The following is a 22,886-nucleotide window of genomic DNA, read 5'->3' as shown; positions in this document are numbered from 1 at the left end:
CTGATCGCTCGGGGTGCCTGGCACCCTGCGCGCGCGTCGTGCCGCAAGCGGCCGGCGCCGGCAAACGAGGTTCCGACATGTTGGTTGCGACGGGCGGTCATGCCGCCCTGACGCCTGTGCTGCGCCGGGTCCGCCGGTCGGCATGGCTGCTGATCCTGCTCTGCATCGCCTTCCAGATCGGCGATGCTGCGCTCTCCCCTCCCGCACGCGCGGCCGCCGGACTCGCGGTTCGGTGAGCCGCGCACGCATCCTGATCCGCCGCGTACATCTGTGGCTCGGGCTCAGCCTCGGGCTGGTGTTCGTGCTGCTCGGCCTGACCGGCTCGGCCTTGGTCTTCTATGTCGAGATCGACGCCGCGCTGAATCGCAGTGCAGTCGGCGAAGCCCATGGCCCGGCGCCCGACTGGTCGTCGCCGGTCTGGGATCACGCGCTGGCAACAGCGCGCGAGCGCTGGCCCGGTGGCGACTGGTCCTTCGAGGTCACCGGCGAAGGCGGCGCGATCCCCGCGCGCTACTATCCGGCGTCGCAGCACCATGGCCATCACGCCGAGCGCGAGATGATCTGGTTCTCGCCGGACGGCGGCGAAGTGCTCCGCGCCGAGCCCTGGGGCGGCTATCTGATGAGCTGGCTCTACGAGCTGCACATGCACCTGCTCGCGGGCGAGACAGGGCAACAGATCGTCGGCTGGTCGGGCGTTGCGATGCTTGTGCTGCTCGTCTCCGGCATCGCCGCCTGGTGGCCGCGGGGAAGCTGGCGCAAGGCGCTCGTGTTCAAGCGCCATGCCGCACCGATCCGCCGCCTGCGCGATCTGCACAAGCATTTCGGGCTGTGGAGTTCACTGCTGTTGACGGTGCTCGTCGGCACCGGCGTGCTGCTCGCGCTGCCGGATGTGAAGACGCAGGTGATCGGCGCTGCGATCGCGATCCCGGACAAGCTGCCCGCGCCCCGCTCTACCGCAGGCGAAGGCCCGCAGATTGCCGTCGCGACCGCGCTGGCTGCGGCACATCATGCGCTGCCGGACGCCCGGCTGGCCTTCATCGACGTGCCGCCCGCCGGTGACAAGCCGTTCCGCATACGGATGCAGGTTCCGGGCGATCCGCACCGCCGTTTCCCGGGCAGCTTCGTCTTCATCGACTCATATTCGGGCCGCGTCCTCGCGGTGCACGACATCCGCCGGGGCAATGCCGGAACAACCGTCTCGGCATGGATCCGGACGCTGCACGACGGGTCGGTCGGCGGCACCCCCGTCCGCATCCTCGCGCTGCTGCTCGGCCTCGTCCCGGCGATCCTGTTCGGGACCGGCCTTCTCCACTGGCTGCGCCGCCGTCGAGCGCCGCGCCTCCGCACACAAACCAGAACATCATCAGGGAGTATCTTGTGAAGACTTCACTCATTGCCATCGCCGCAGCGCTCGCGGCGACCCCCGTCCTCGCTCAGGAGGAAGCCGCGCGCAGCGACGCCGGAACGGTCATCGTCACCGGCCAGCGGCAGCTGGAGGAGGAACCCGATGTCGCGAGCCGGCTCGGCCTCACCAACCGCGAGATCCCCGCGATCGTCGACATCGTGACTCAAGCCGATTTCCAGAATCAGGGCGTCCGCACCGCGATCGAAGCGCTCAATGCCGCACCCGGCGTCGCGTCAGGCAATCTGCCCGGTTCGATCGGATCGGTGTCGATGCGCGGCTTCCACCGCGCGGTGAGCTATCTCTACGACGGCGTGCGCATGGCCAATTCGGACGTCGGCGTCCGCAACTGGGATGCGTGGATGTTCGAGCGGATCGAGGTGATCAAGGGCCCCGCCTCGGTCACCTCGGGTGAAGGCGCGCTGGCAGGTGCGATCAACTTCGTGCCCCGCCGTCCGAAGCTCGACAGCCCGGGCGGGGAGGTGCTGGCGAGCTATGGCAGCTTCGATACCGCGCGGCTCGCAGGCGACGTCAACCTGCCGCTTGGCCCGACAGTCGCGGTGCGCAGCGACCTTGCCTGGTCGCGCTCGTCGGGATGGGTCGACGATACCCGCAGCCGGACCTTCGCCGCCTCCGCCTCGCTGCTGTTCCGCCCGGACGACCGTTTCTCGCTGACGGTATCCGCCGACTATTTCGAAGACCGGTTTTCGACCGCCTATTACGGCACCCCCCTCGTCTCGCGCGCGATTGCCCGCGATCCCTCCAACGCAGTATCGGGCAGCGCGGGCCTGGTGCTCGACAGGGCGATGCGGCGGGTCAATTTCGACGTGCGCGACGGCGATGTCGGGTCCGATACGCTGTGGCTGCGCGCGCGGGCAGAATACGCACTGTCGGACTCGCTGAAGCTGGTGAGCGACACCAGCTGGTACACCTCCGACCGGATCTGGCGTGACGCCGACGAATACACGTTCAACGCCGCAACCGGGCTGATCGACCGCAACACCTCGCTGATCACCCACGACCACCAATATTGGAGCCAGCGGCTGCATCTCGCCGTTGACGGCAAGGTCGCGGGGATGCGCAACCGCTTCGTCGCCGGGGCGGAGTTCGGCGGCACCAGCTTCTTCACACAGCGCCGCTTTGGCAGTGCCGCGTCCGTGGATCCGTTCGACCCGGTCCGCGGCACCTTCCCGCAGGACACCGCCGCCAATTTCGGCACGCGGCAAGACATCGATGCGAATGTCGATTCCTTCGCGATCTTTGCCGAGAACGCGCTCAACCTGACACCCGAATGGCTCGTCGCGGGCGGTCTTCGCTACGACCATGTCAGGCTCGACCGCCGCGTCGTCAACGTCACCAGCGGTTCGGTTCAGACCTACGGCCAAAGCTACGATCCGGTCTCATGGCGGATCGGCACCGTCTACAGCCTGACGCCCAAGACCCAGATTTTCGCGCAATACAGCTATGCCGTCACCCCGGTCAGCGGGCTGCTCTTCCTCAGCGCCGCGAATGCCGCCTTCGATCTCACCACCGGCTATTCGTACGAGGCCGGAATCAAGACCTCGCTCACCGGGAGCGGAGTCGAGCTGACCGCATCGCTGTTCAACATCCGCCAGGACGATATCCTCACGCGAGATCCGGCGAACCCGGCGGTCGTCGTCCAGGGCGGAAACCTGCGCTCGCGCGGCGCCGAGCTGTCGCTCAACCTTCCCGCGACCGATGAGCTCAACATCGCGGTCAGCGGCACCTTGCTCGACGCCGAATATGGCGAACTGATCGAAGCGGGCGGCGCCAACCGGTCGGGCAACCGCCCGCCCAACGTGCCCGAGCGGCTGGCCGACCTCGTCGTCACCTATGCGCCCAAGACGCTGCCGGTGACGCTGACCGGGTCGATCCGGCACAATGGCGGTTTCTTCACCTCGAACGCCAACAGCGTGAAGGTCAACGCCTTCACCACCTTCGACGCCTCGGTCGCGTGGCGTTCGAAGCTCGGTACGCTGACGCTGCGCGGCCGCAACCTCACCGACGAATTCTATGCCGACTGGTCGGGCTACGCATCCGGCCTCGTCTTCGTCGGCGCACCGCGCAACGTCGAGCTGTCGTTCACCCGCAATTTCTAGAAGGAGAAGAGAAGATGCAGATGTTGAAGCCCATCGCGGCGGGCGCGCTTGCGCTCATATTCACCGCACCGATTGCCGCGCACGATTTCAAGCGCGGCAACCTGTCGATCGCTCATCCCTGGTCTCGCCAGACCGCACCGGGACAGGCCAATGGCGGCGGTTTCATGACGATCACCAACACGGGCAAACAGCCAGACCGGCTGATCGGCGGCAGTTCCCCCGCATCGGCGAAGGTCGAGCTCCACACCATGTCGATGGCGGGCGGGGTGATGCGGATGCGTCCGCTGCCGAACGGCCTCCGCGTCCCCGCGGGCGGCAAGCTCGAGCTCAAGCCGGGGAGCCATCACATCATGCTCATCGGCCTCAAGAGGCCGCTCAAGCTCGGCACGCTCGTGCCGCTGACCCTGCGCTTCGAGAAGGGCGGCGCCGTGACGGTTCAGCTCAAGGTCGAAGCGATCACCTATGGAACGGGAGCCGGTCATGACCATTGAGACCCCGAAGCCCTCTCCCCTCCGCCGCATCCGCCTGTTGCTGTGGGGGATTGTCGCGATCGCCGCCGTCGTCAGCGCTGTGCTGTGGTTCCAGCCGCGGAGCCCTGCGCCCACCACCGCCGAGAAGAGCTACGCCTCGGCCTTTGGCGGTGCGTTCGACATGATCGACCAGAACGGCAAGACCGTCACCGATCAGACGTTGCGCGGCAGGCCCTATGCGATCTTCTTCGGCTTCACCCGCTGCCCGGATGTCTGCCCGACCACGCTCAGCCGCATGGCGGCGCTGCGCAAGCAGCTCGGGCCGGACGGTGACAAGTTCAACATCGTCTTCGTCTCGGTCGACCCGCAGTATGACAAGCCCAAGGACATCGGCAGCTATCTGACGCTGTTCAACACGCCGATCATCGGCCTGACCGGCACGGGCACGCAGATCGCGCGAATCGTGAAGGCCTTCAAAGTCTATTACGCCAAGGTCCCGGTCGAGGGTGGCGACTATACGGTCGATCACACCGCATCGGTGTTCCTGATGGACAGGAACGGCGAGTTCGTCGCAACCATCGACCACAAGGAAAGCCAGAAGGTCGCACTCGAAAAGCTCAAGCGGCTGATCTGAGCGCGGGTCGAGTTCTTCCTGCGCCAGACGGGCGGGCAGCCATCGCGCCCGCCCACCACCCCTATTTCAGGCCTGCGGAATCAAGCAGGGTCATGTTCGTCACGATCGCGGCATTGGCACTCCGCACCGCCTCAGGTGCGACGACCATCCCGCGCTTCACCAGATAGCCGTCCGGCCCCCAGGCATCGGCGAATGCGCCGACATACTCGCTGAGCCCGCGCACCGTCTGGAGATGCGCCTTCTTGACATAGAGGTAGAGCGGGCGCGCGCCGGGATAGCTGCCCCCGGCGATCGCGTCATAGGCCGGCTCGACCCCATCGATCGCGATGCCGCGCACGCGCTCCGTATTCTCTTCCAGATAGCTGTAGCCGAAGATACCGATCGCATTGGGATTGGCGGTCAGCTTCTGGACGATCAGATTGTCATTCTCACCCGAATCCACGAACGCGCCGTCGTTGCGCAGCGTCGTGCAGTTCTTCTTGTGCGCATCCTCGTCGCTCTTCTTGAGCGCAGCCATTTTCGGATCGCTGTCGCAGCCTTTGGCGAGGATCAATTCGGTGAGCGCATCGCGCGTGCCCGAGGTGGCGGGCGGGCCGAGCACCAGGATCGGAATCGCCGGGAGCGAGGGATCGACATCCCGCCATGTCTTCGCCGTCTGCGGCTGACCGAAGGGTTCCGCCGCGAGCGCCGCATAGATCTGCTTCACGGTCAGCTTCATCGCCGGTCCCTCGACCGATTCCGCAAGCGCGATACCGTCGATACCGATCTGGATTTCGACGATCTCGTTCACTCCGTTCTTGGCGCAATCGTCATATTCGGCGCGCTTGAGGCGGCGCGAGGCGTTGACGATGTCCGGGTGCGACGCGCCCACGCCCGCACAGAACAACTTGATACCCGCGCCGGTGCCGGTGGACTCGACGATCGGCGACCGAGCGTCCTGCTGGGTCTTGATCCAATTTTCGGCGACCAATGTGGCAAAGGGATAGACGGTCGAGGATCCCACCGACCGGATCTGGTCACGCGTTGTGCCGCCAGCGGCACCGCCGGTCTGGCCACCGCATGCGGCAAGTGCGAGCGCCAGCATGCTGCAGGCGGCGGAAGCGAACAGGCGATTCATTGGACTTCCCCTTGATTGCCGGATGTCATGGCCAATGCCGGAACGACGATCACTGCGCGCCCGCGGCGGGTGCCGCCGGGAGCGGCTCGCGGTTGAAGCTGAGCGGCGCGACCTTCGCATCGAGCGCGGTAACGACTTCAGCGGTCAGATCATTGGCCAGATTGCCGCCCATCACACCGTTGCGATCGAACAGCAGCCCGCATTTACGTGCGCGATAGACCTCGGCGATCACCGGCTGCGCGCGGTCGGATATCTGGGCGAGCACCCTGGCACGGGTCGCCTCGATCTCGCGGCTGCGCTGCTCCGCCTTGGCCTGGATCGGCTGCATCCGCTTGATGAGCGTCTGCTGGCGCTGCTCGCGTTGCTCCGGCGTCAGTTTCGCGAACTCGGCCTCGAGCGCGGCCTGGTCCTTGTCGAGCGGCGCACGCTCGGCGTTGACCTCAGTCTGCGCTTCGGTGGCGAGCTGCTGCAGACGCGCCGTCGCCGCGGTCGCGACCTTTGCATTGGCGAACACCGCCTGACGCGAAAGCAGGCAGACGCCGGGAATGACCGGACCGCCCAGCGCCTCGGCGGCGGGAGCCGCCGCCGGAACCGACTGACCGGCAAGGGCAAGGAACAGGGTAAAAATCATTCGGTCATCCCTTCGGGAGAGAGGTCAGCCTGGCGCGCGATCAGCGTCTGGAAACGCTCCAGCGAGGCGAGATGGAAGTGCACCAGCGCGAGCCAGCCGCGCTTGTGCCAGTCGAGCACGGTCGCATCGTCGAGCGCGGCGAACTTCACCGCATCGACGATCTGGAAGCCCTGCAGGCCGAAGGTGCGGCCATCGGGCAGCGTCGCATCGGCGCGCCGCTCGATCAGCAGATCCTGCGCCTTGAGCGCCTCGGCAAAGGCCCGAGTCGCTTCCGATTCCGCCTGATAGGCGTCACAGAATGCCAGCGCCTGCCGCGTGCGCTCAGCGGGCTCACCCGCCTCGAACAACGCCAGCCCCGCCTCCCCGGCTTGCGCCACCCGGTCCGATCCCGCGTCGATCGCGAGGATGAAGCTGCCCGGCTCCCCCGTCGCGACGAACCCGAAGGGGTAGCGGCGCACATAGGCGGGGACATAGCTCTGCTCCGCCCATTGCCCGCCGCGCACGAACAGGTTGCGCTGCTCCAGCCCCAGCACGGCGACCGGCACCGCTTCGGGCATCGCGAAGACGACCGGATAGCTTTGCCCGGCGCGCGCGAACTCGGCCGCGACGATCGGCACGAACGCGGCGTCGGCAGCGAAGCCGGCATCACCCTCCAGCAACCGCCAGTCCGCGTGCGTCTCCCGCGAGAGCGGACGCGGATCGCGATAGAAGGGCGGGAGCCCTTGCGTCACTATCTCGGTCACGAACGTCCTCCCTTGCGGATGCCGGCCTTGAGCAGGAAGCTGTTGGGCCCGATCCGGCGCACCTGCACATTCTGGCCACGGGTCAGCGCGCGCAGTGCCGCCTCAGTGGTCATCGATCCGCGCACCGGCTTCACATCGACCCCCTCGAGATCCTTGGGATCGAAGACGATGTTGGCACGCGACAGGCGGCCCACCGCGAGCACCGCATCGGACACGCTCGCCGCATCGACATCGAAGCTGTAGCGATTGTCCGCCACCCGCACCGGTTGGGCCGCGGTATCGGTTGCGGCCGCAACCGCAGGCTCGGCGCGCGGCGCGACGCTGCTCGTCGTGTTGCCCGATCCGCTTTGCGCGCACTGAGAGGGATCGGCGCAGACGACTTCGCCGAAGCCGGTCACCCGCACCTCGATGATCGAGGGCGAGGCGATACCCGCATTGCGCCGCACTTGACGGATCTGGTCGGTCACCATCGCCGCCGCCTCGCGCGACTGGGCGTCGGCTTCGGTCGGCTGGATCAGGTTGAGCGGCGCGGCGGGCGGATTGGGCAGGCCGATCGCGACGCCGGCGACGTCGATATTGTCGGTACCCAGGATCTGCACCGCAAACACGTTGAAGTTACCCGACACGCGGATGCCGGCATCGCCGGCATCGACGATGCCGTTGGGCGCGATCAGGTCGACGTCCGCCACCGGCGCGCCCGGGATCGATGCGACGGTACCGATGCCTGCGCCCGTGGGCAGGCCCGCGGGCGCGCGGTTCATCAGCAGAAGATCGGCATCGAGCGTGTAATTGTAGAATGTCGGCGAGATCGAGGTCTGTGCGCCCTTGCCCGCCGCGATGTCGCCATAGCTTGACCAGATCAGCATATTGCCGCCGAGCGCCGTCAGCACGCGCGACTGGTTCACTGTCACGCTGTCGTGCGTGAAGATGTTGATCGCGCCGCCATTGGCGGTGACGATGCCCGCGCGCAGCGCATTGCCGCGCCCGTTGTTGCTCGGCGGCTGGCCCGTCGCATCGGCCGGCGCCGCGACATTGGCAAGCTTGAGCGCGCCGCCCGGGATCACGAAGTCGATCTGCCCGCCGCCGTTCGAAAGCACACGGCTGGCATAGGTTTCGAAATCGCCCTTCCAGCGCGATTCCCCGGCCGCCAGCGCCTCGGTCGCGCGCTTCTGCGCACCGGGGAACAGCGTCTTGATCGCGTCATAGCCGCGGAAGGTCGAGTTGTTGCGCTCGCTGTCCGGGGCATTCGCCTCGCGGCCCGTGGTACGCAGCTCCAGATAGAGCACGTCGCGAACGAAGGGCGACTTATAGTCCTCGCCCAGCCCCTGCCAATATTTCCACGCGGTATCGAGATAAGCGAGCTGGTCGGCCTGCGTCTTCAGCGGCTCCAGGCCCTGCAGCTCGCGGACATAGTTGACCAGCCCCTTGCGCGCTTCGGGCAGGTAGAATTCGACGCCGACCTTCACCGCTTGCGCCTTGCTGGGGAAGAACTGGTCGAACGGCGTCGCCTGGCCATTCGGCAGGCCCATCCAATATTCCACTGCGGTCGCCAGATAATCGGCCTGGAGCGAGGGTGTCTCGAGCGTGGGCAATCCCTGCAGTCCGCGGATATGGTTGACGAAGCCCGCACGCAGATCTTCGGAGAAGAAGACGCTGTCGGGCGGCACGTCGCCGCGGGTGTAGAGCCGGTCGAACAGATAATAGGAGAGCTGCTTCCCACTCCCCGCATCCTTCAGCAGGTACGAGATGGTCGATCCGCCGGGCGCCAGATAGCTGGTCTCGAACGCCGCGATATCGGGCCGCTGGTTGAAACCGACGCTGATCGCGATGTCCGCCGCCTTCTGCCCCGGATTGAGCACTTCGGCCGGATTGGGATCATACGGATTCGGATCGGGCAGCGTCAGCCACTGGCTGACGATGCCGTTGGCGTTGCTCGGGATCCAGAGATCTCCGCCGGTCTCGACCTCGAGCCGGCCCGTCCCGTTGATCGTGATGTAATTGCTGCCGTTGAAGTACAGCCCCGCCCCCGCACGCACGATGCTGAGATCCTGCGCATTGTTGTGCTGGAAGGTGAAGTTGGGGAAATAGATGTCGCCGCGCGCCTGCACCCAGGCGTGCTTGGGCAGGTCGAGCACCGCCGAGGTCACGATATCTCCGCCGGCATAGATGCGTACCGGGTTCGTATCGCCGATATGCAGCACCGGCGCGAACTCCCGATTGAACGGCTGCACACCGGGATAGGTCGAGCCCGGACCCGCGTTGAGGAACCAGTCGCGGCTGAACCGCCCGAGATTATAGTTGGTCGCGAACGGACGCAGCGGCGTCTTGAACAGTTCGACAAGCGACTGGCTGAGCGTGATCCCGGAGAGGCCGCTCCGGAAGTTCTGGCTGTTGGCGTAGTTGGGATCGAACACGAACTGATCGACATTGCGCGTCGCATTGCCGATATGGACGTCGCCCTGCGCCAGCAGTTCGAGATTGCCCTTCGGCGCAGGCGCCAGGATCATCCCGCCCAATATGTTGATGTCGCCCGCTGCCGCGATCACGCTGACATTGGCCGGCCACAGCTCGAACCCGATATAGCTGGCTCCGATATAGGAGCGCGTTGACGTGCCGCCCGCCACCCGCGTCGGGTTGATCGTGTCGCCGAACACACGCGCCAGGTCGATGTTGCTACCGTTGTTCCACAGCTTGATGTCGCCGCCGGCCGAGAACAGCGTCACGCGTGCATCGGGCGTGTAGCTGAGGAAGCCGTTGGCATCGTTCGGATCGGGCATCAGCGGGTCGAGTACAGCTTCGATGTTCAGATCGCCGCCGCTGCTGACACGGAACTCGCCCGACGAGGTATAGAGGAGCGTGTGCAGGTCGTAGGAGACCAGCTTCAGCATCGGATCATAATAATAGTAGATCTGCCCAGTCTGCTGACCCTGCAGACCGCCGCCCGATGTGCCCGGGCGCCAGCCGGTGACCTTCTCGCTCGCGATGAAGGCACCGCCCGCGCTGATCGTGCCGAGTCCCTCGGCCACGTAAAACTTGCCCGAGCCGATATTGCCGCCTGCACGAATGGTCAGATCGCCGCCGCCATTGACGGTGAGCGCCATCGGCTCGTCGAGCACCGTGTTGCCGGTGACGCGGCCGATGGTCGGGATGTTGGCTGACAGGCCAAGGATGTTGCCGCCTGCGCTGATGTCGATATTGCCGCCGCCCAAGGCACCGATCCCGGCCTGATAGGTCGGGAAATTGATATACCAGGTGCTCTGGTCGAACGGACGGCCATTGGCTTGCGCGAACGTGCCGTCCGGATTGACCGAGCCCAGCGCCACCAGCCATCCGCTTGGCAGCTGCGGGCTGCCCGATCCGTCGATGGCCCCCGCGACATTGATCGTGATGTCGCCGCCGTTGATGGGATAGCTTGCACCCGGCGGAGCATGGAAGCCTGGCAGCGCCGGCGCCTGCTCGCCTGCGGTATAGATTACCGAGGGACGCTGCTGCAGCACCAGATCCTTGCCTGCGGCAAGATTGATACCCGCCGTGCCGGTGCGAACGAGATAGCCGGTGGAGTTGTCCCACTGGATAAACTCGCGCGCCGCGACATAGTTCGGCGAATTGGCCGTTACCACTGCGCCATCGGCACGCAGGCGCTGATAGCCTCCACCGTCGTCAAACCACAATACAGGCAACGGGCGCCGGGCATAGTTGGTGGTATCGACATAATCGCCGGTCACCGGATCCTTGAGGATCGGCTGCCCGGTCTGCGGATCGAGATAGCGGCCCTGCGCGTCGCGCGTCAGCTCGATCCAGCCGAGGTGATAATTTCCGGAGTTCGAGCCGCCTTGCGGAATGCGGACGAACTGCCCCGACGACGGATCCTTGAGGTACAGCCGGTTCTCGTTGCCGCGCGCCGGATCGTAATAATATTCGATCGTGTCCGGCGTGCCGCCAACGATCACCGATCCCTTGCCCGCGCCCAGCAACCCCTCGGGCAGCACCGCGAGCGAGTTCGGGCTGAGCAGGTTCGCGCCCGCGGTCAGGTTGAAGGTCCAGCTCGGCCCGTTGAGCAGCGTGCCGTTGACGCTCGCATCGCTGAAGCCGTCGGAGAGGTTGGCGTTGATCTTGAGATCGCCCCTGGCACGCAGCGTCAGCACGCCCGCCGCGCCGTTGAACCGCACATTATGCAGGTCCCACGCCGTCTTGAGTTCCATGTCGCCGTCGGAACGCAGCTCGATCCCCGGCGCGACCGTGATGCCGCCGCCGAGACGCGTCCGGATCGCATTCGCGTTGTTCATGAAGCGCGCCGCGTCCGCCTGAACCAGATCAATCAGCGGCCGGTCGATCGTCGTCACGCCCTCATAGACGCGGAAGGCTTCGGCCAGCACCTGGCGCGCGCCGGTGATCGTGCCGCCGATCTGGCCGATCGCCATGTCATTGCCGATCTGCGGCGCGCGCAGCCGCACCAGCCGCCCGCCATCGCCGCTGCCCGATACGTCGATCAGCGATCCGGCGGACAGGTCGATCCGACCGCCGTCGCGGCCCTGGGTTTCGAGCAGCACGGTGCCGCCCGAACCACTGCCACTATTGGCCTTTGCCAGGATCTTGCCGGTCGCGAGCAGGTTGACGTTCTCCGCAGCGGCAAGCTGGACCCGGCCGCCATTGTCGCCGACCGTCTCGATCGTGCCGGCCAGGCTGATCGAGCCGTCATTCGCGACCACCGCGAAATCACGCACCCGGATCGTGCCGGCGATCGTCGCGTCACCCTGGTTGAACTCGAAGCGCCGCGATTCACGGAACCCGCCCGCGTCGAGCGCACCATTGAGCGCAGCGAAGTCGCCCAGCGTCGCGCTCAGCACCGAGAAGCTGCCCGAGCGATAGCCCGAAGCCGCGCTGCCTTTCACGCCGTTACCGAGCGTCACGTCGCCAAGTCCCGCGAAGACGTTGAGCGCCCCCGCATCGCCGCCCGCCGCCGAGCCCGAGACGTTGATCACCGCGCCCTGCGCCAGCGTGATGTCGCCACGGTCGGAGGTCAGGTTCACCGTGCCCGCGCCGACGCCGACCTCGACGTCGAAGATGCGGCTGATATTGCTCGTCACGTCGATCGACGACCCGCTCGCCAGCACGACGTCGCCCTGACGCGCGCGCAGATTGACGATACCGCCGGTCAGGCCGATCCGGCCGCTGCTGGTGATCGCGCTGCCAGTGAAGCCGATCGTCGCGCCGAAGGTCGAAAAGGGATCGAGATTGCCGCCCGAGCTGGTCAGCGTGATCGCGCCGCCCGCATCGAAGAACATCCGCCCGCCGCTTTCGGCGGTCACCGCGCCCGCGTCGATGGTGAGCGTGCCGCCGGTGAACAACGTCCCGTCGTCACGACCGATCACGCGCTTGGCGGCATCGATGGTCAGCGCGCCGACCCCCGAGATCCATTTGTCGCCGCCCGAGAAATAGATGTTGTCCGCGGCGAGCAGCATCGAAACGTCGCCGCCGCGTCCGGTAACCGGGCCGCCATTGGCGTTGGCGATGGTAAGTGCGCCTGCCGACACCTTCACCTTGTTGCCACCCGAACCGATCGCCCGGATTTCACGCGCGTCGAGCGTCAGGCCGTTGGCGGCCGCAAGCTCGACAGTGCCGTAGAAGTCGATCGTGCTGTAACTCTTGAGGGCAATGTCCTGTGCATTGGCGAGCGCGCCGAGCGATCCGCCGGCGAAGACGAGACCGGCCACGCCCGCGGGCACTTCACCCACGCTGACACGCGACGCCGCCGCGCTGATCTGCGGCGCGCCGAGCGACGCCTTGCCGCTCAGCGAGATATCACCGGTCGTGTCCATCGCCAGCGACTTGCCGGACGTGATCCGTGCGCCATCGGCAATGATCAGGTTGCCGCCGGCAACGAGCGGCGCGAGACCGTTCGCCGCGCGCGAGGCGTTAACTGCCGCGAGCTGCGCGGGATTGGCGAACAGCGCACTCAGCGCGTCGACGGCGGCGAGGTTGCGCAGGATATCAACCTGCCCGCTCGACGAGAGGCGTAGCACGGTGCCCTGATCATAGGCCGGATGGACGATGTCGTCGGTGGTGCTCGGCGTGCCGCGCGTATCGGTGAAGCCAGCATAGACCGGCAGGATACGCAGATCGCCGGAACTGCCGGTAATCTGCCCGCGCGTCTCGACCGCCGCGCCCTCGGCGAGCCGGATCGCATTGGTCGCCGCGAGCAGCAGCTCGGGGCCCGCCAGCACCGATCCGGCATTGTCGATGACGATGTCGGTCGCGCCGACCGCGAGTTCGAGGTTGACCGCGCCCTGACGGCGCACCCCGCCCAGCAGCAGGCTCTCGGCCCCGAAGGCGTTGAGCGCGGCGCTGTCGAGCAGCAGATAGCCGGCATAGCGGCCGGTGTCGGTGTCGGCATCGACCACCGCAATCTTCGGCGCGCTGATATCGGCGAAACCGCCGCGCCCGCCCTTGCCCGCACCCGACTTCAGCGTCGCGTTGAGCTTGAGCGACTGGCCCGCGGTGAGCACGACACTGCCGCCGTCGACCGGGATGCGCGGCACGTCTCCGATCGGCATGTTGGTGCGCAGTGCCTTCTTGAGGAAGGCTTCGGAGGTGAAGAAGGTGCTGGCATAGGCCTCGGCATATTCCGACCGAGTGCGCAGCGTCTTGCCGTCCATGACGAGGAAGCCGGTGTTGCGCTGGTCGCGCACTGCCTGCCCGGCGATGAAGCGATAACCGGCCTGGATCGTCGATCCGTCCGGATTATGCGCCACCTCGCCCAGCGCCATGTCGGCGAAATTGCCCTTGTAATGGTGCTGCGCCGTGACGCGGAACGCGCCGGGGAGCGACGCATAGTCGGCGGGCAGCAGCGTGTAGTAGCCCGCCGGAAGGCCGCTGCCGCCCGAGAGGTAGATCTTGCTGCCGACTGCAAGGCCATTGCCTTCGCCAAGGCCGACCGGCGCAATGTCGCCCTCGAAACCGGGGATCACCGCAAAGATCTCACCGGGCGCGTTGACCCAGCCATAGTCCTTGTTGCGATAGCCGGTGAGCCAGTCCGCGCTTCCGCCAAGGCCGGGGACGAATTCGCGTGCATAGAGGTCGCCGCTGCCCGCGACGTCCATCACCGCGCCGGACTGAAGGTCGATATTCGCAGCGTCGATGTTAATCGTCTTGGCCGGGAGCGAGCGCAACTCGACCGCGCCAAGCGCAGCAGCGACCAACGGATCGAGCCAGGTGTCGCCATTGGACAGGCGCCCATAGGGGATGACGTTGCCATCGGCGTTGACCGAGGTGACGCTGCCAGCGAGCAGCCGAACCGCGCCGTCGGCGCCGATCGCCTGGAAGGTGATCGAGCCAAGCGGTGAGCGCACGATCCCGCCCTGATCGATCTGTGGCGCGCGGAAGATCAGATCGGCCGCGGCCTCGTACGGCGTTCCGTTGATCGGGCCGCCATCGTCCTGTTTGAGGATCGTGATCTTCTGTTCGGAACTGACCGTGAACTGGCGCGCGGTGGCGGCATAGATCTGGTCCGCCTTGAGGGTCAGCTTGCCCGGCGTGGTGATCGATCCGGTGTAGCGGCCGTTTCCGCTGCCGGCACCGAGCAGGCGGATATCGCCGCCGCTGGCGATCATGGTGTCGCCAAAACCGTAGAAGTCGGCAGTCACGACATCGACCAGCGTGCCCCCGCGGATCGTGAGGCTGCTGTCCGGATTGGCCGCGGGAATGAGGTTGCGCAGTGCCGCATTGTACAGCGTGCTATCGAACTGGGCACCACCACCGCTGATACCGGCCCCGCCGCCGAGGAGGACGATGTTCGCCTCAAGCGTGATCTTGCTGCCGTTCGCGCCGATCAGGCGCGGAGTGTTGATCGTCAGCCGGTCGAGCACATAGCTGCCGTCCGCCTTGCGCCCGCCGAGCGTCGAGGTGCCGACGAACATGATCCCCGGCGACGCATTGAGCGTCAGCGCGCCGAAGCCGCCTTCGGCGAGAATGCGGTTGGCTTCGAAGCGCGGCATCGCGTTGGGCGCCGATGCCGGCGCGGGAAGCGTGTAGCGCGCCTGCGCCGAGCGGAAGATGTCGAGCATCGCCGAGTTGAGACCCGGCAATGCCGGCATCGCGGTGCCGGCGTCGGCCGGAATATTGTCACCGATCAGCAGCGCGGTCGGGTTGCCCGCCGCGTTGACCACATAGTTGTTCAGCCAGGCAGTGAGCTCGTTGGCGTCCTTCACCATGAAACCCGCCGGGAACGGTCCGACGGCGTTGGTGCTGTACTGCGTCCGGTACCGCGCCCAGTCGATCGTGTTCAGATCGATGCCGTACATGCTGGTCGGGCGCGTATTGCCGCCCTTGAGGTAAACGCGCAGCCGCAGATTGTTGAACAGCGACACCGCGGTGGATATCGGGGTGAACGCGCCCTGCGGCTGATAGCCGGTCGCGACGCCAAGCGTCAGCGCGCCGCCGCGCGCGGTGTCACCGCCGGCACGGGCCAGCATCGTCGCATCGTTGACGTCGAGGATCAGGCTGGAGATCGAGATCGATCCGCCGTCCGAAGCCATCAGGGTCGGCGTGCGGACCGACACGCCATTGGCGTTGGCGACCGGCAGGTCGAAGGTGAAGCTGGTACCCGACACGTCGAGCACCGCGCCTTTCTCGATCGTGATGAAGTCGCGCGCGGAGATACCGATCGATCCGCCCGCCAGCACCTCGCCGTCGAGCAGCTCGCGGCCGTCCTTCACCGTCCGGCTCGTCACCAGCACCGCGCCCGGCGCGCGCAATGCGGCGCTGCTGCGCAACACATGGCCATCACCGAGCAGGTCGATGACGCCCGCCGGCGCCAGGATGGTGCCGGCGATATCGCTGGCCGCGGCGATCCGCACGCTGCCGCGCGCTTCGGTGGAAAGCAGCGATCCCTTGCCCATCACCAGGCCGGGCAGGTTGAGCTCCATGCCGCGCCGCTGCGCCATCGGCCGCTGCTCGATCGGCACGAATCCGATCTCCGCGACCTCATAGATGTCGGTGCCCGACGCATAGTCCAGATAGGAAGGGCCGCCGGTCAAGCCGGGAACCTTGAGCACCAGCGAAGCGCTGCTCGCCTTCACTTGCACGCCCTCGCCGATCGTCACGCTCGGCGCGGTCAGTGATATCTTCGAGAAGCCGCTGCGCGCGAAGAATTCAGGCGACAACAGCATCGCGCCCTCCTGATCCTCGCCCAGCGCATGGCCGATCACGATCGGCGCCAGCGCAGTCAGTGCATAGGCACCGTTGCCGCCCAAGCCATAGGCGCGTGCGTTGGCGAGGCCGCTGAGGTCGAGCGTGTCGGTCGGCTGGATGCTCGCGCCGACCGAGAGATTGCCGGCCTTGCCCGCGCGCAGCGTGCCGTCGCGATCGACCCAGGCGCCGCCCGAGCTGTCGATCACCATGGTGCCGGGTAGGATCAGCGAAACGTCTTCGAAGAGATCCTGCCCGACATTGGTCGCGGACAGACTGATCGAGCCGCCGTCGATGCGCGGGACCGCAGCGATCGCCACCGCCTCGTCGCGCTCGAAATCGTTGAACCAGGCGCCGCGCGTATCGATGCGGCTGTTCGCGCCCATCACCAGGCTGAGACCGCTCAGATCGACATCGCCGCCCTGCGTGCGGATGCTGCCGAGGAATTCCATGCGGTCGCCCGCGGCGAGCTCGAACGAGGCGCCGTGCTGCAGGTTGAGATTGACCCCGGCCTCGACCCGCACCGCAATGCCCGCGCGCGGCGGGAAGGGCTGTGCGTCGCTGCTGCGATTATCCTGCCGGATATAATAGCTGCCCATGGTCGAGCGGTTGAAGAAATCCTGCCCGACGAGCATCGCGTTGTCGCTGCTGCGCCCGTTCTGGCCACGCTTCGTACCTTGCTTATACTCCTTCCCGAAAAAGTCCCCGTAAACGCTCGACAGGTCCCCGGTGAGCCCGAAGTTATCGGGCAGCAGCTGCTCCATCGCAGCCAGCAGAATGTTGTTGGTGACGTACTCGCCTTCGCTCTCGCCGGCGTTGTTCAGGATGAACTGGCCGCCCTTGGGCTGGTTGGCCCGCTGGTACTTGCCGATCGTCGTCGCGCCCTTGATCGTCCCCTGCAGCACTACGTCGGGTGCGAGGATCTCGATCTTGCCGCCCGCGCCGCCCTGGACATAGCCGTCCTCGTACCGGCCGAGCGTGCTCGACATGAACGGGATGAAGTAGGTGCGCTGCTTGCCCCATTTGACGTCGTACTGGACCCACTCGTTGGCGAGACCCATGTACAGCTCGTCGGGATCGGCTTCGCGGATATCGATGATCCGGTTGTCGAGCGTACGGACCAGGGTCGTGTTCACGAAGCCGGCTTCGTAGGTGATCTTGCCACCCGAAACGTCGATGACCGACCCGGACTTCATGATGAAGTCGTCGTCCAGATCGAGCGTGAAGGACCCGCCGTTGAGCAGGAACTGGGCGAGCGTGCCCTGGTTGAGGTTGTCGAAGCTCTGCCAGTTGGCGAAATCGGTGCCGTAGCGCCGGTCGACCGTGATCTCGCGGCGATAGAGCGGCCCGTCGCGTTGAAGCGGCGAATCCGCGAGCTGGGCTGCGAACAGCTTGCCGGTCACCTGATGATAGCCCATCGGCAGCACGGTGCTCGTCCAGCCCGACAGGTCGATCTTGGCGTTCTTCTCCATCAGGAAGCGCACGCCACTTTCATTGTCGAGGTTTGCGCTGTTGCCGCGGTTGCTGCCGATCGAAAGTGCGGTCGCATCGAGCAGCACGTTCATCGTGCCGCTCGGCATGTAGATCAGCGAATCCTCCTGCATGTGCAGGCGCGCGCCGAGGATGTTGAGCGACCCGACGCTCTGCGCGCCCGAGGTCAGCGGGATCTTGTCGCTGGCGACCAGGTCGGGCGTGATCTGGGTCAGGCTGCCCTTGCCGAAGATCACGTCGCCGTTGCCGGTCGATGGACCGTCCTGGTCATTATTGGCATATTCGCGGAAATCGAAGATCTGCGTCTTGAACTCGATCGCGCCGCGGAACAGCGCGGTCGACGTCATCTCGATCGCGCCCATCTGTTCGAGCGTATAGCCGCGGAAGTCGACCCGGCCACCGCGCTCGGCACGGATGATGCCTTCGTTGCGTGCGCGGAAGCCGAGCGCATCGACACGCTTCGCCTGAATTCCGTTGACGTAGGCCTCGATCCGCGCGTTCGCGTTCGGAACGGTCGCGCCGATCGCATAGGTTTCGCCGAACGCCTCCTTCCAGAATTTCTGGCGCGCGGCGGTGGTGACCGAGCCCAGCCCAAGATAGGGCAGATTCGCGCGCATGAACGAAAGCGGGTTGTACGCGCCGGCATAGGCCGTGACGTTCTTGCCGTCGCCGGTCAGGTAGATGTTGTCGCCCGCCGCCAGGATCACCTGACCCTCGTCCTTGACCGAGAGCAGGCCACGGTTGGTGACCGCCGGGCCGAACAGCATGATCTTGCCGTAGCTGCCGGTCTCGATCGACCCGGTCGCGCCGACCGTCATCTTGTGGCGCAGCGGATCGCTGGGGTCATCGATCGACGGCGCCGGCTTGAGCATGTCGACGAACGGATCGCTGCCGCCGATCCCCGCCCAGTTCCACGTGTTGCTGAACGTGGGATCGATGCGGTTGTTATAATCGCGCGCATAGGAGACGAGGCCCGCATCGTCGCGATGATCAAGCGCCGAGAGCACGACCTGCTGCGCCTTGATCCTGCCGTTGACCGCAAGGCCCTGCGGCCCGGTCAGCACGATCTCGCCATCGGCCTCGATATTGCCGTTGATGACCGTAGTGCCCGCCTTGAGCGAGCGGTTGAACATCACCCAGTCCTTCTGCGCCTGCTTGATGCGCAGTACCTCACCCGCCTGGTTCGACAGGTCGCTCCAGTTGAGCCGCGCGACACGGTTCGACTGGGTCAGCGTGGTGACGTTGCCCGCGACATCGACATCCTTGACGCCGGTTCCCGTCACCAGCTGGCGGACATTGACCTTGGCGTCCTGCCCCAGCAGCACGCCGTTATCGTTGAACACGAAGACGCGGCCTTGCGCGCGGATCTCTCCGCCGATGAATGAGGCCTGCGAACCATGGACGCGGTTGACCGCGATCCAGTCCGCGGACTGCTGCTGGAACTCGAGGATCTCGTTGGTCTGGAGCCGGAAACTCTCCCAGTCGAGCAGCGCCTTCTGCTGGTGCTGCCTGATCGTCATCAGCGGCCGCCCGTCCGCCGCCGATCCGATCACCGGCCGGTCGGCGCCCGTCCATTGCGACATGCTCCCGTCGGGCAGCTTGACCCGCCCGGTCTGCATCGCCGTCATCGACTGGAAGGGCGGCGGCGTGGTCTGCGCGCGCGCCGCGTCCGCTCCGGCGAAACTGACGGCAAGCGCCAGCGCCGGGAGGCTGCAGGTGCCGAACAGGCCCCGCGCGGTGCGCTTGGCGGTCGTGGCGGCGATACGGGTCGGTTGCATGGGGCTAACTCCGGACGGGTCGGTCGGATGGATCAGGGCTTGTTGGGATCGGCTTGCGGCGCGGCATCGGCCTGCGGCGGCGCCAGCTCGGCGCGCATCCGCGCCTCGACGCTCGGCGGCAGCGTGTCCCTGGTGAAGCGCGCCGCGCGCAGCTTGTCCTCATAGTCCTGGACAAGGTTCTCGAGACGCACGCGCGAGGACTGAACGAACGGCTCGGAGCCGCCGACCAGATCAAGGAAATCCTTGCGCCCGTAGCGGTCGAGGATCTCGCCGCCGAGCTTGAACAGCTCGGCGTTGCGCGTGCGGCCGAGCTCGATCAGCTCGTCCTTGACCTTGGCGTCTTCACGCATGCGGTTGAGCTGGCCGCGGGCATTGTCGGCGATCAGCGTCTGCCGATCGAGCTGGCGGCGAAGCTCGGCGACCTCGGCGCGAAGCTTCTCGGCCTCGGTCGGCGGCTTGGCCAGAACGGCGCCCTGGTCCGCCGTGGCGGCGGTGGGCGCCGCCACGGCGGTATCCTGCGCGAGTGCCGCTCCCAAAGGGGCAGAAGCGGCGCTCAGGGCCAGCAGGATCTGGATCGGGGTAAGGAGGCGCATGATCATCTCTCCTCAGAAACCGGATGTGAGGTTGATCTGGAGGACGTCGACATCGAACGGCGCGCGGTTGATCGACTTGGTGCTGTACCAGTTCAGACCGATCGCGGTGTTGGTGAACACACCCAGCTGCGCCTCGATCAGGTAGCCCTTCACGTCGGTGCCGCCGAGGCCGAAGTCGCTGTCGGTGAAGATATCGAGCACCGCATCGGTGCCGATCCGCTTGTAACCGACACCCAGCTGCCAGTCGCCAAGCTTGGCGATCTTGTCGTGGCCGACGTCGAGCCGGATCTGATAGCCGTAATTCTGTGGCGGGACGCTGGCGGGTTCGCCCACGCGCCGGGCCGCGATTTCGGCGCGGTCGAAGCCGATATTCTGGACATATTCGCCAGTCAGCTTGACGCCGATGTCACCGAAGCCGGTGTAGCTGATGCTGCCCGTACCGGTGACCAGCTCGAACTTCGAGGCGAGACCGGGAAGCGAGGTGACGCCGTCGGTGCGCAGGTCGAACAGCGAGTTGCCCTGCGAGAGCGACAGCGGCGCAGTGAAGTCGTTGAGGCGCGACCCGTCGGGCGCGTTGCGGATGCCCTGGACGTTGCGGAAATTATAATAGGCACCCGCCGCCTTGACCTTCAGCTTCTCGACCGGTTCGAACTCGAACCCGGCCTGGCCGGCGATCAGGTTGCGGTCATAGGGGTCGAGCTCGCGCTCCTGCAGCGGGAACCAGCCGCCGGTCGCGAACAGCCGGGCGTTGAGCGCATCCTCGCCGAACTGATAGCTCAGCGTCGCCGCCACGCCTTCGGGATTGATGTCGGTGTCCCAAACCATATCGGTCGAATAAAAGGGGTTGGGCATGCGCCCGCCCGTCAGCTTCACCTGTTCGATCGGCGACAGCTCGACATAGGCGCGGTCGATATAGATGCCGTCCTTCTGGAAGAAGTCGCCCAGCGTCTCGTTGGTCGAAATCGGCCCGGCATTGTCGCCCGACGCAAGGCGGAAGCCGACCTTCACCGCATCGGTGATCTTCGCCTCGACGCCCAGCCGTGCGCGGTAGCGGAGCATGTAGCGGTTGATCGTCGAGTTAAGCAGCGGGAAGTTGTTGCGCGGCGAGCCGCCCGCCTGGATGATCGCATTGACGTCCGGGAATTGCGGGAAGTTGGTGTCTGCGAACAGATTGGCCTGATAGCGCAGCCGGAAATCGCCCGAGAGGGTGATGCGGTCGAGCCAGCCGGGCATGGTGTTCGGCGCGATCCAGCGCTTGGATTGCGCGTCGGCGATCACCTCGGCCTTCACCTGATCGCGGATCTGGTTGCGCACCGCCTCGGGCACATAGGGTACGTCGATCGTCGACGCGGTCTTGGGCGCCTCGCGTTGCGCACGCAGCTCGGCAGCCTTCTTGGCGCGATCGAGCAGGGTCTGCGCCTTTTCGAGCGGGATCACGCCTTCATCGACGAGCAGTTGCAGGATCTCCACTCCGACATCGTCGGAGCTCTGCGCCTGCGCCGGCTGGGCGGCGAAGGCGATCGCGGCGAGCGCGGTTCCGCTTCGCAGCAAGTTGGTAACGAACGGCATTTGGGTCTTCCCCTTGTTCGATAGGTTGGCGGGAGGCGTCAGCCGCCCGTGCGTCGCATGTTGATGGTGGCGTAGGTCCGCCCGTCCTGGTTCGCCGGCAGCGTCCGCCCGAGCGGCGGCAGCCCCGCCAGAACCCGGCGGATCGCCTCGTCCAGCTCGCCATTGCCGGTGGAGGAGCGCAGCCGCGCGCCGGTGAACCGGCCCGTGCCGTCGATATCGACCATCACGTTCAGGAAACCGCTGGCGCTGCGGGTCTTCGGATCCCGCTGCAGCGCGCGCCGGATGTGCGTCTCCACATAGGCGCCCCAGCTTCCGCCACCGCCGCCGCCACCGCCCCGGCCGAACAGGCCACCGCCGCCACCGGCGGCGAGCCGGAAGCTGTCCGACCCGGCGTCGGCCGGCTTGTCGAGCCCGGCGGGCTCGCTGGTCGACGGCGCTTCCGAAGGCGCTTCGGACGGATCCTCCGACGGCTGCTCGACATCCTTCTGGATCTCGGGCTCCTGCTCGGTCGGCTCGACGATCTCGGGCTCCTCCTCCATGATCTTCTCTTCGGGCGGAGGCGGCGGAGGTGGCGTGACCACGGTGATCTCCTGGATCACCCGCTCACGCCCGATCGGGGTACCGCTGGGCCAGAAGTACCAGATCAGCAGCCCCGCCGCGGCCAGCAGCGCCAGGGCGGTCCCTGCGCTCTTGGCCCATTCGGGCAGACGCCGGTCGCCCGCGGGTGCGGTGGCGGCCATGGCTCAGGTCGCCTTCTGCCGCTCGGACACCAGCCCGAGCTGGGTGATGCCCACCCGGCCGCACACGTCGAGCACCTCCATGATGCGCCCGTATTGCGAGACCCGGTCGCCCTTGATCACCACCGGAAACTCCGGCGTCACCGCCTTGAACGATCGCAGCTGGCTCTCCAGCTCGTCGATCGTCACCGGCATGGCGTCGAGGTAGATCGATCCCGAGCTGTCGACCGCGATCGCCTTGGTCGTCGGCTTGGCGAGGCTGACCGCGGACGACGCTTTGGGAACATTGACCTTGATCCCCTGCACCGCCGCCGTCGTCATGATGATGAAGATGACGAGCAGCACGTACGCCAGGTCGAGCATCGGCGTGATGTTGATGTCGTCGTAAGGCTTCTTCTTGGCGTGGACGCGCATG

13 protein-coding genes are annotated in these 22,886 nt (G+C 66.3%); 5 read left to right on the top strand and 8 right to left on the bottom strand.

The genetic code is table 11. The features are described from left to right. Window positions 1-77 precede the first annotated feature (77 nt). The 5 genes from AC07TU_RS14075 to AC07TU_RS14055 are packed head-to-tail and all read left to right on the top strand — an operon-like array spanning window position 78 to window position 4,626. On the top strand, window positions 78-236 hold the full coding sequence (locus AC07TU_RS14075) for a hypothetical protein (RefSeq protein WP_495188548.1): 159 nt from the start codon (window positions 78-80) through the stop codon (window positions 234-236). Next, window positions 233-1,381 carry a PepSY-associated TM helix domain-containing protein gene (locus AC07TU_RS14070; protein ID WP_495188547.1) on the top strand — a complete coding sequence of 383 codons (1,149 nt, stop codon included), beginning with the start codon at window positions 233-235 and terminating at the stop codon, window positions 1,379-1,381. Before AC07TU_RS14075 ends, AC07TU_RS14070 begins: the two co-directional genes overlap by 4 nt. Further along, entirely contained in the window at window positions 1,378-3,522 is a 2,145-nt protein-coding gene (locus AC07TU_RS14065) for a TonB-dependent receptor (protein ID WP_495188546.1), read from the top strand. Before AC07TU_RS14070 ends, AC07TU_RS14065 begins: the two co-directional genes overlap by 4 nt. 14 nt (window positions 3,523-3,536) lie before the next feature. Next, complete coding sequence (locus AC07TU_RS14060; RefSeq protein ID WP_495188545.1) at window positions 3,537-4,013, top strand: copper chaperone PCu(A)C; 477 nt, start codon at window positions 3,537-3,539, stop codon at window positions 4,011-4,013. Next, on the top strand, window positions 4,003-4,626 hold the full coding sequence (locus tag AC07TU_RS14055) for an SCO family protein (protein WP_495188544.1): 624 nt from the start codon (window positions 4,003-4,005) through the stop codon (window positions 4,624-4,626). The genes AC07TU_RS14060 and AC07TU_RS14055 overlap by 11 nt, the downstream gene beginning before the upstream one ends. A gap of 61 nt (window positions 4,627-4,687) precedes the next feature. On the opposite strand, the gene AC07TU_RS14050 is transcribed toward AC07TU_RS14055, so the two are convergent. From AC07TU_RS14050 to AC07TU_RS14015, 8 genes are read right to left on the bottom strand one after another with little or no spacing between them, the layout of a single operon-like run. Next, window positions 4,688-5,743 carry a substrate-binding domain-containing protein gene (locus AC07TU_RS14050; RefSeq protein ID WP_495188543.1) on the bottom strand — a complete coding sequence of 352 codons (1,056 nt, stop codon included), beginning with the start codon at window positions 5,741-5,743 and terminating at the stop codon, window positions 4,688-4,690. Between the two features lie 49 nt (window positions 5,744-5,792). Then, window positions 5,793-6,374, bottom strand: coding sequence for an OmpH/Skp family outer membrane protein (locus AC07TU_RS14045; RefSeq protein WP_495188542.1), 582 nt, complete (start codon window positions 6,372-6,374; stop codon window positions 5,793-5,795). Beyond that, a complete protein-coding gene (locus tag AC07TU_RS14040) occupies window positions 6,371-7,117 on the bottom strand; it encodes a SapC family protein (protein WP_495188541.1) in 747 nt (248 codons plus the stop codon). Before AC07TU_RS14040 ends, AC07TU_RS14045 begins: the two co-directional genes overlap by 4 nt. After that, window positions 7,114-19,572: a filamentous hemagglutinin family protein gene (locus tag AC07TU_RS14035; protein WP_495188540.1), complete on the bottom strand. Its 12,459-nt coding sequence runs from the start codon at window positions 19,570-19,572 to the stop codon at window positions 7,114-7,116. The genes AC07TU_RS14040 and AC07TU_RS14035 overlap by 4 nt, the downstream gene beginning before the upstream one ends. A 32-nt stretch (window positions 19,573-19,604) precedes the next feature. Further along, window positions 19,605-20,165 (bottom strand): hypothetical protein, encoded by a 561-nt coding sequence (locus tag AC07TU_RS14030; protein WP_495188539.1) that lies wholly within the window; start codon window positions 20,163-20,165, stop codon window positions 19,605-19,607. Between the two features lie 12 nt (window positions 20,166-20,177). Continuing rightward, window positions 20,178-21,734, bottom strand: a complete 1,557-nt coding sequence (locus tag AC07TU_RS14025) for a putative porin (RefSeq protein ID WP_495188538.1) — start codon at window positions 21,732-21,734, stop codon at window positions 20,178-20,180. A gap of 38 nt (window positions 21,735-21,772) precedes the next feature. Continuing rightward, window positions 21,773-22,474 carry an energy transducer TonB gene (locus AC07TU_RS14020; protein WP_495188537.1) on the bottom strand — a complete coding sequence of 234 codons (702 nt, stop codon included), beginning with the start codon at window positions 22,472-22,474 and terminating at the stop codon, window positions 21,773-21,775. Window positions 22,475-22,477: 3 nt separating this feature from the next. Continuing rightward, window positions 22,478-22,885 carry an ExbD/TolR family protein gene (locus AC07TU_RS14015; protein ID WP_495188536.1) on the bottom strand — a complete coding sequence of 136 codons (408 nt, stop codon included), beginning with the start codon at window positions 22,883-22,885 and terminating at the stop codon, window positions 22,478-22,480. Window position 22,886 lies beyond the last annotated feature (1 nt).

Source organism: Sphingomonas sp. GW821-FHT03E12 (assembly GCF_059420685.1).
The sequence above is the reverse complement of the archived record's forward strand: the minus strand, read 5'-3'. Positions and strand labels throughout refer to the sequence as shown.

What these genes read in the sequence shown, in the direction of transcription:
- AC07TU_RS14035 (WP_495188540.1), bottom strand. Translation starts at nt 19,572, where the DNA reads ATGCAACCGACCCGTATCGCCGCCACGACCGCCAAGCGCACCGCGCGG.
- AC07TU_RS14050 (WP_495188543.1), bottom strand. Translation starts at nt 5,743, where the DNA reads ATGAATCGCCTGTTCGCTTCCGCCGCCTGCAGCATGCTGGCGCTCGCA.
- AC07TU_RS14075 (WP_495188548.1), top strand. Translation starts at nt 78, where the DNA reads ATGTTGGTTGCGACGGGCGGTCATGCCGCCCTGACGCCTGTGCTGCGC.
- AC07TU_RS14030 (WP_495188539.1), bottom strand. Translation starts at nt 20,165, where the DNA reads ATGCGCCTCCTTACCCCGATCCAGATCCTGCTGGCCCTGAGCGCCGCT.
- AC07TU_RS14020 (WP_495188537.1), bottom strand. Translation starts at nt 22,474, where the DNA reads ATGGCCGCCACCGCACCCGCGGGCGACCGGCGTCTGCCCGAATGGGCC.
- AC07TU_RS14055 (WP_495188544.1), top strand. Translation starts at nt 4,003, where the DNA reads ATGACCATTGAGACCCCGAAGCCCTCTCCCCTCCGCCGCATCCGCCTG.
- AC07TU_RS14015 (WP_495188536.1), bottom strand. Translation starts at nt 22,885, where the DNA reads ATGCGCGTCCACGCCAAGAAGAAGCCTTACGACGACATCAACATCACG.
- AC07TU_RS14025 (WP_495188538.1), bottom strand. Translation starts at nt 21,734, where the DNA reads ATGCCGTTCGTTACCAACTTGCTGCGAAGCGGAACCGCGCTCGCCGCG.
- AC07TU_RS14060 (WP_495188545.1), top strand. Translation starts at nt 3,537, where the DNA reads ATGCAGATGTTGAAGCCCATCGCGGCGGGCGCGCTTGCGCTCATATTC.
- AC07TU_RS14045 (WP_495188542.1), bottom strand. Translation starts at nt 6,374, where the DNA reads ATGATTTTTACCCTGTTCCTTGCCCTTGCCGGTCAGTCGGTTCCGGCG.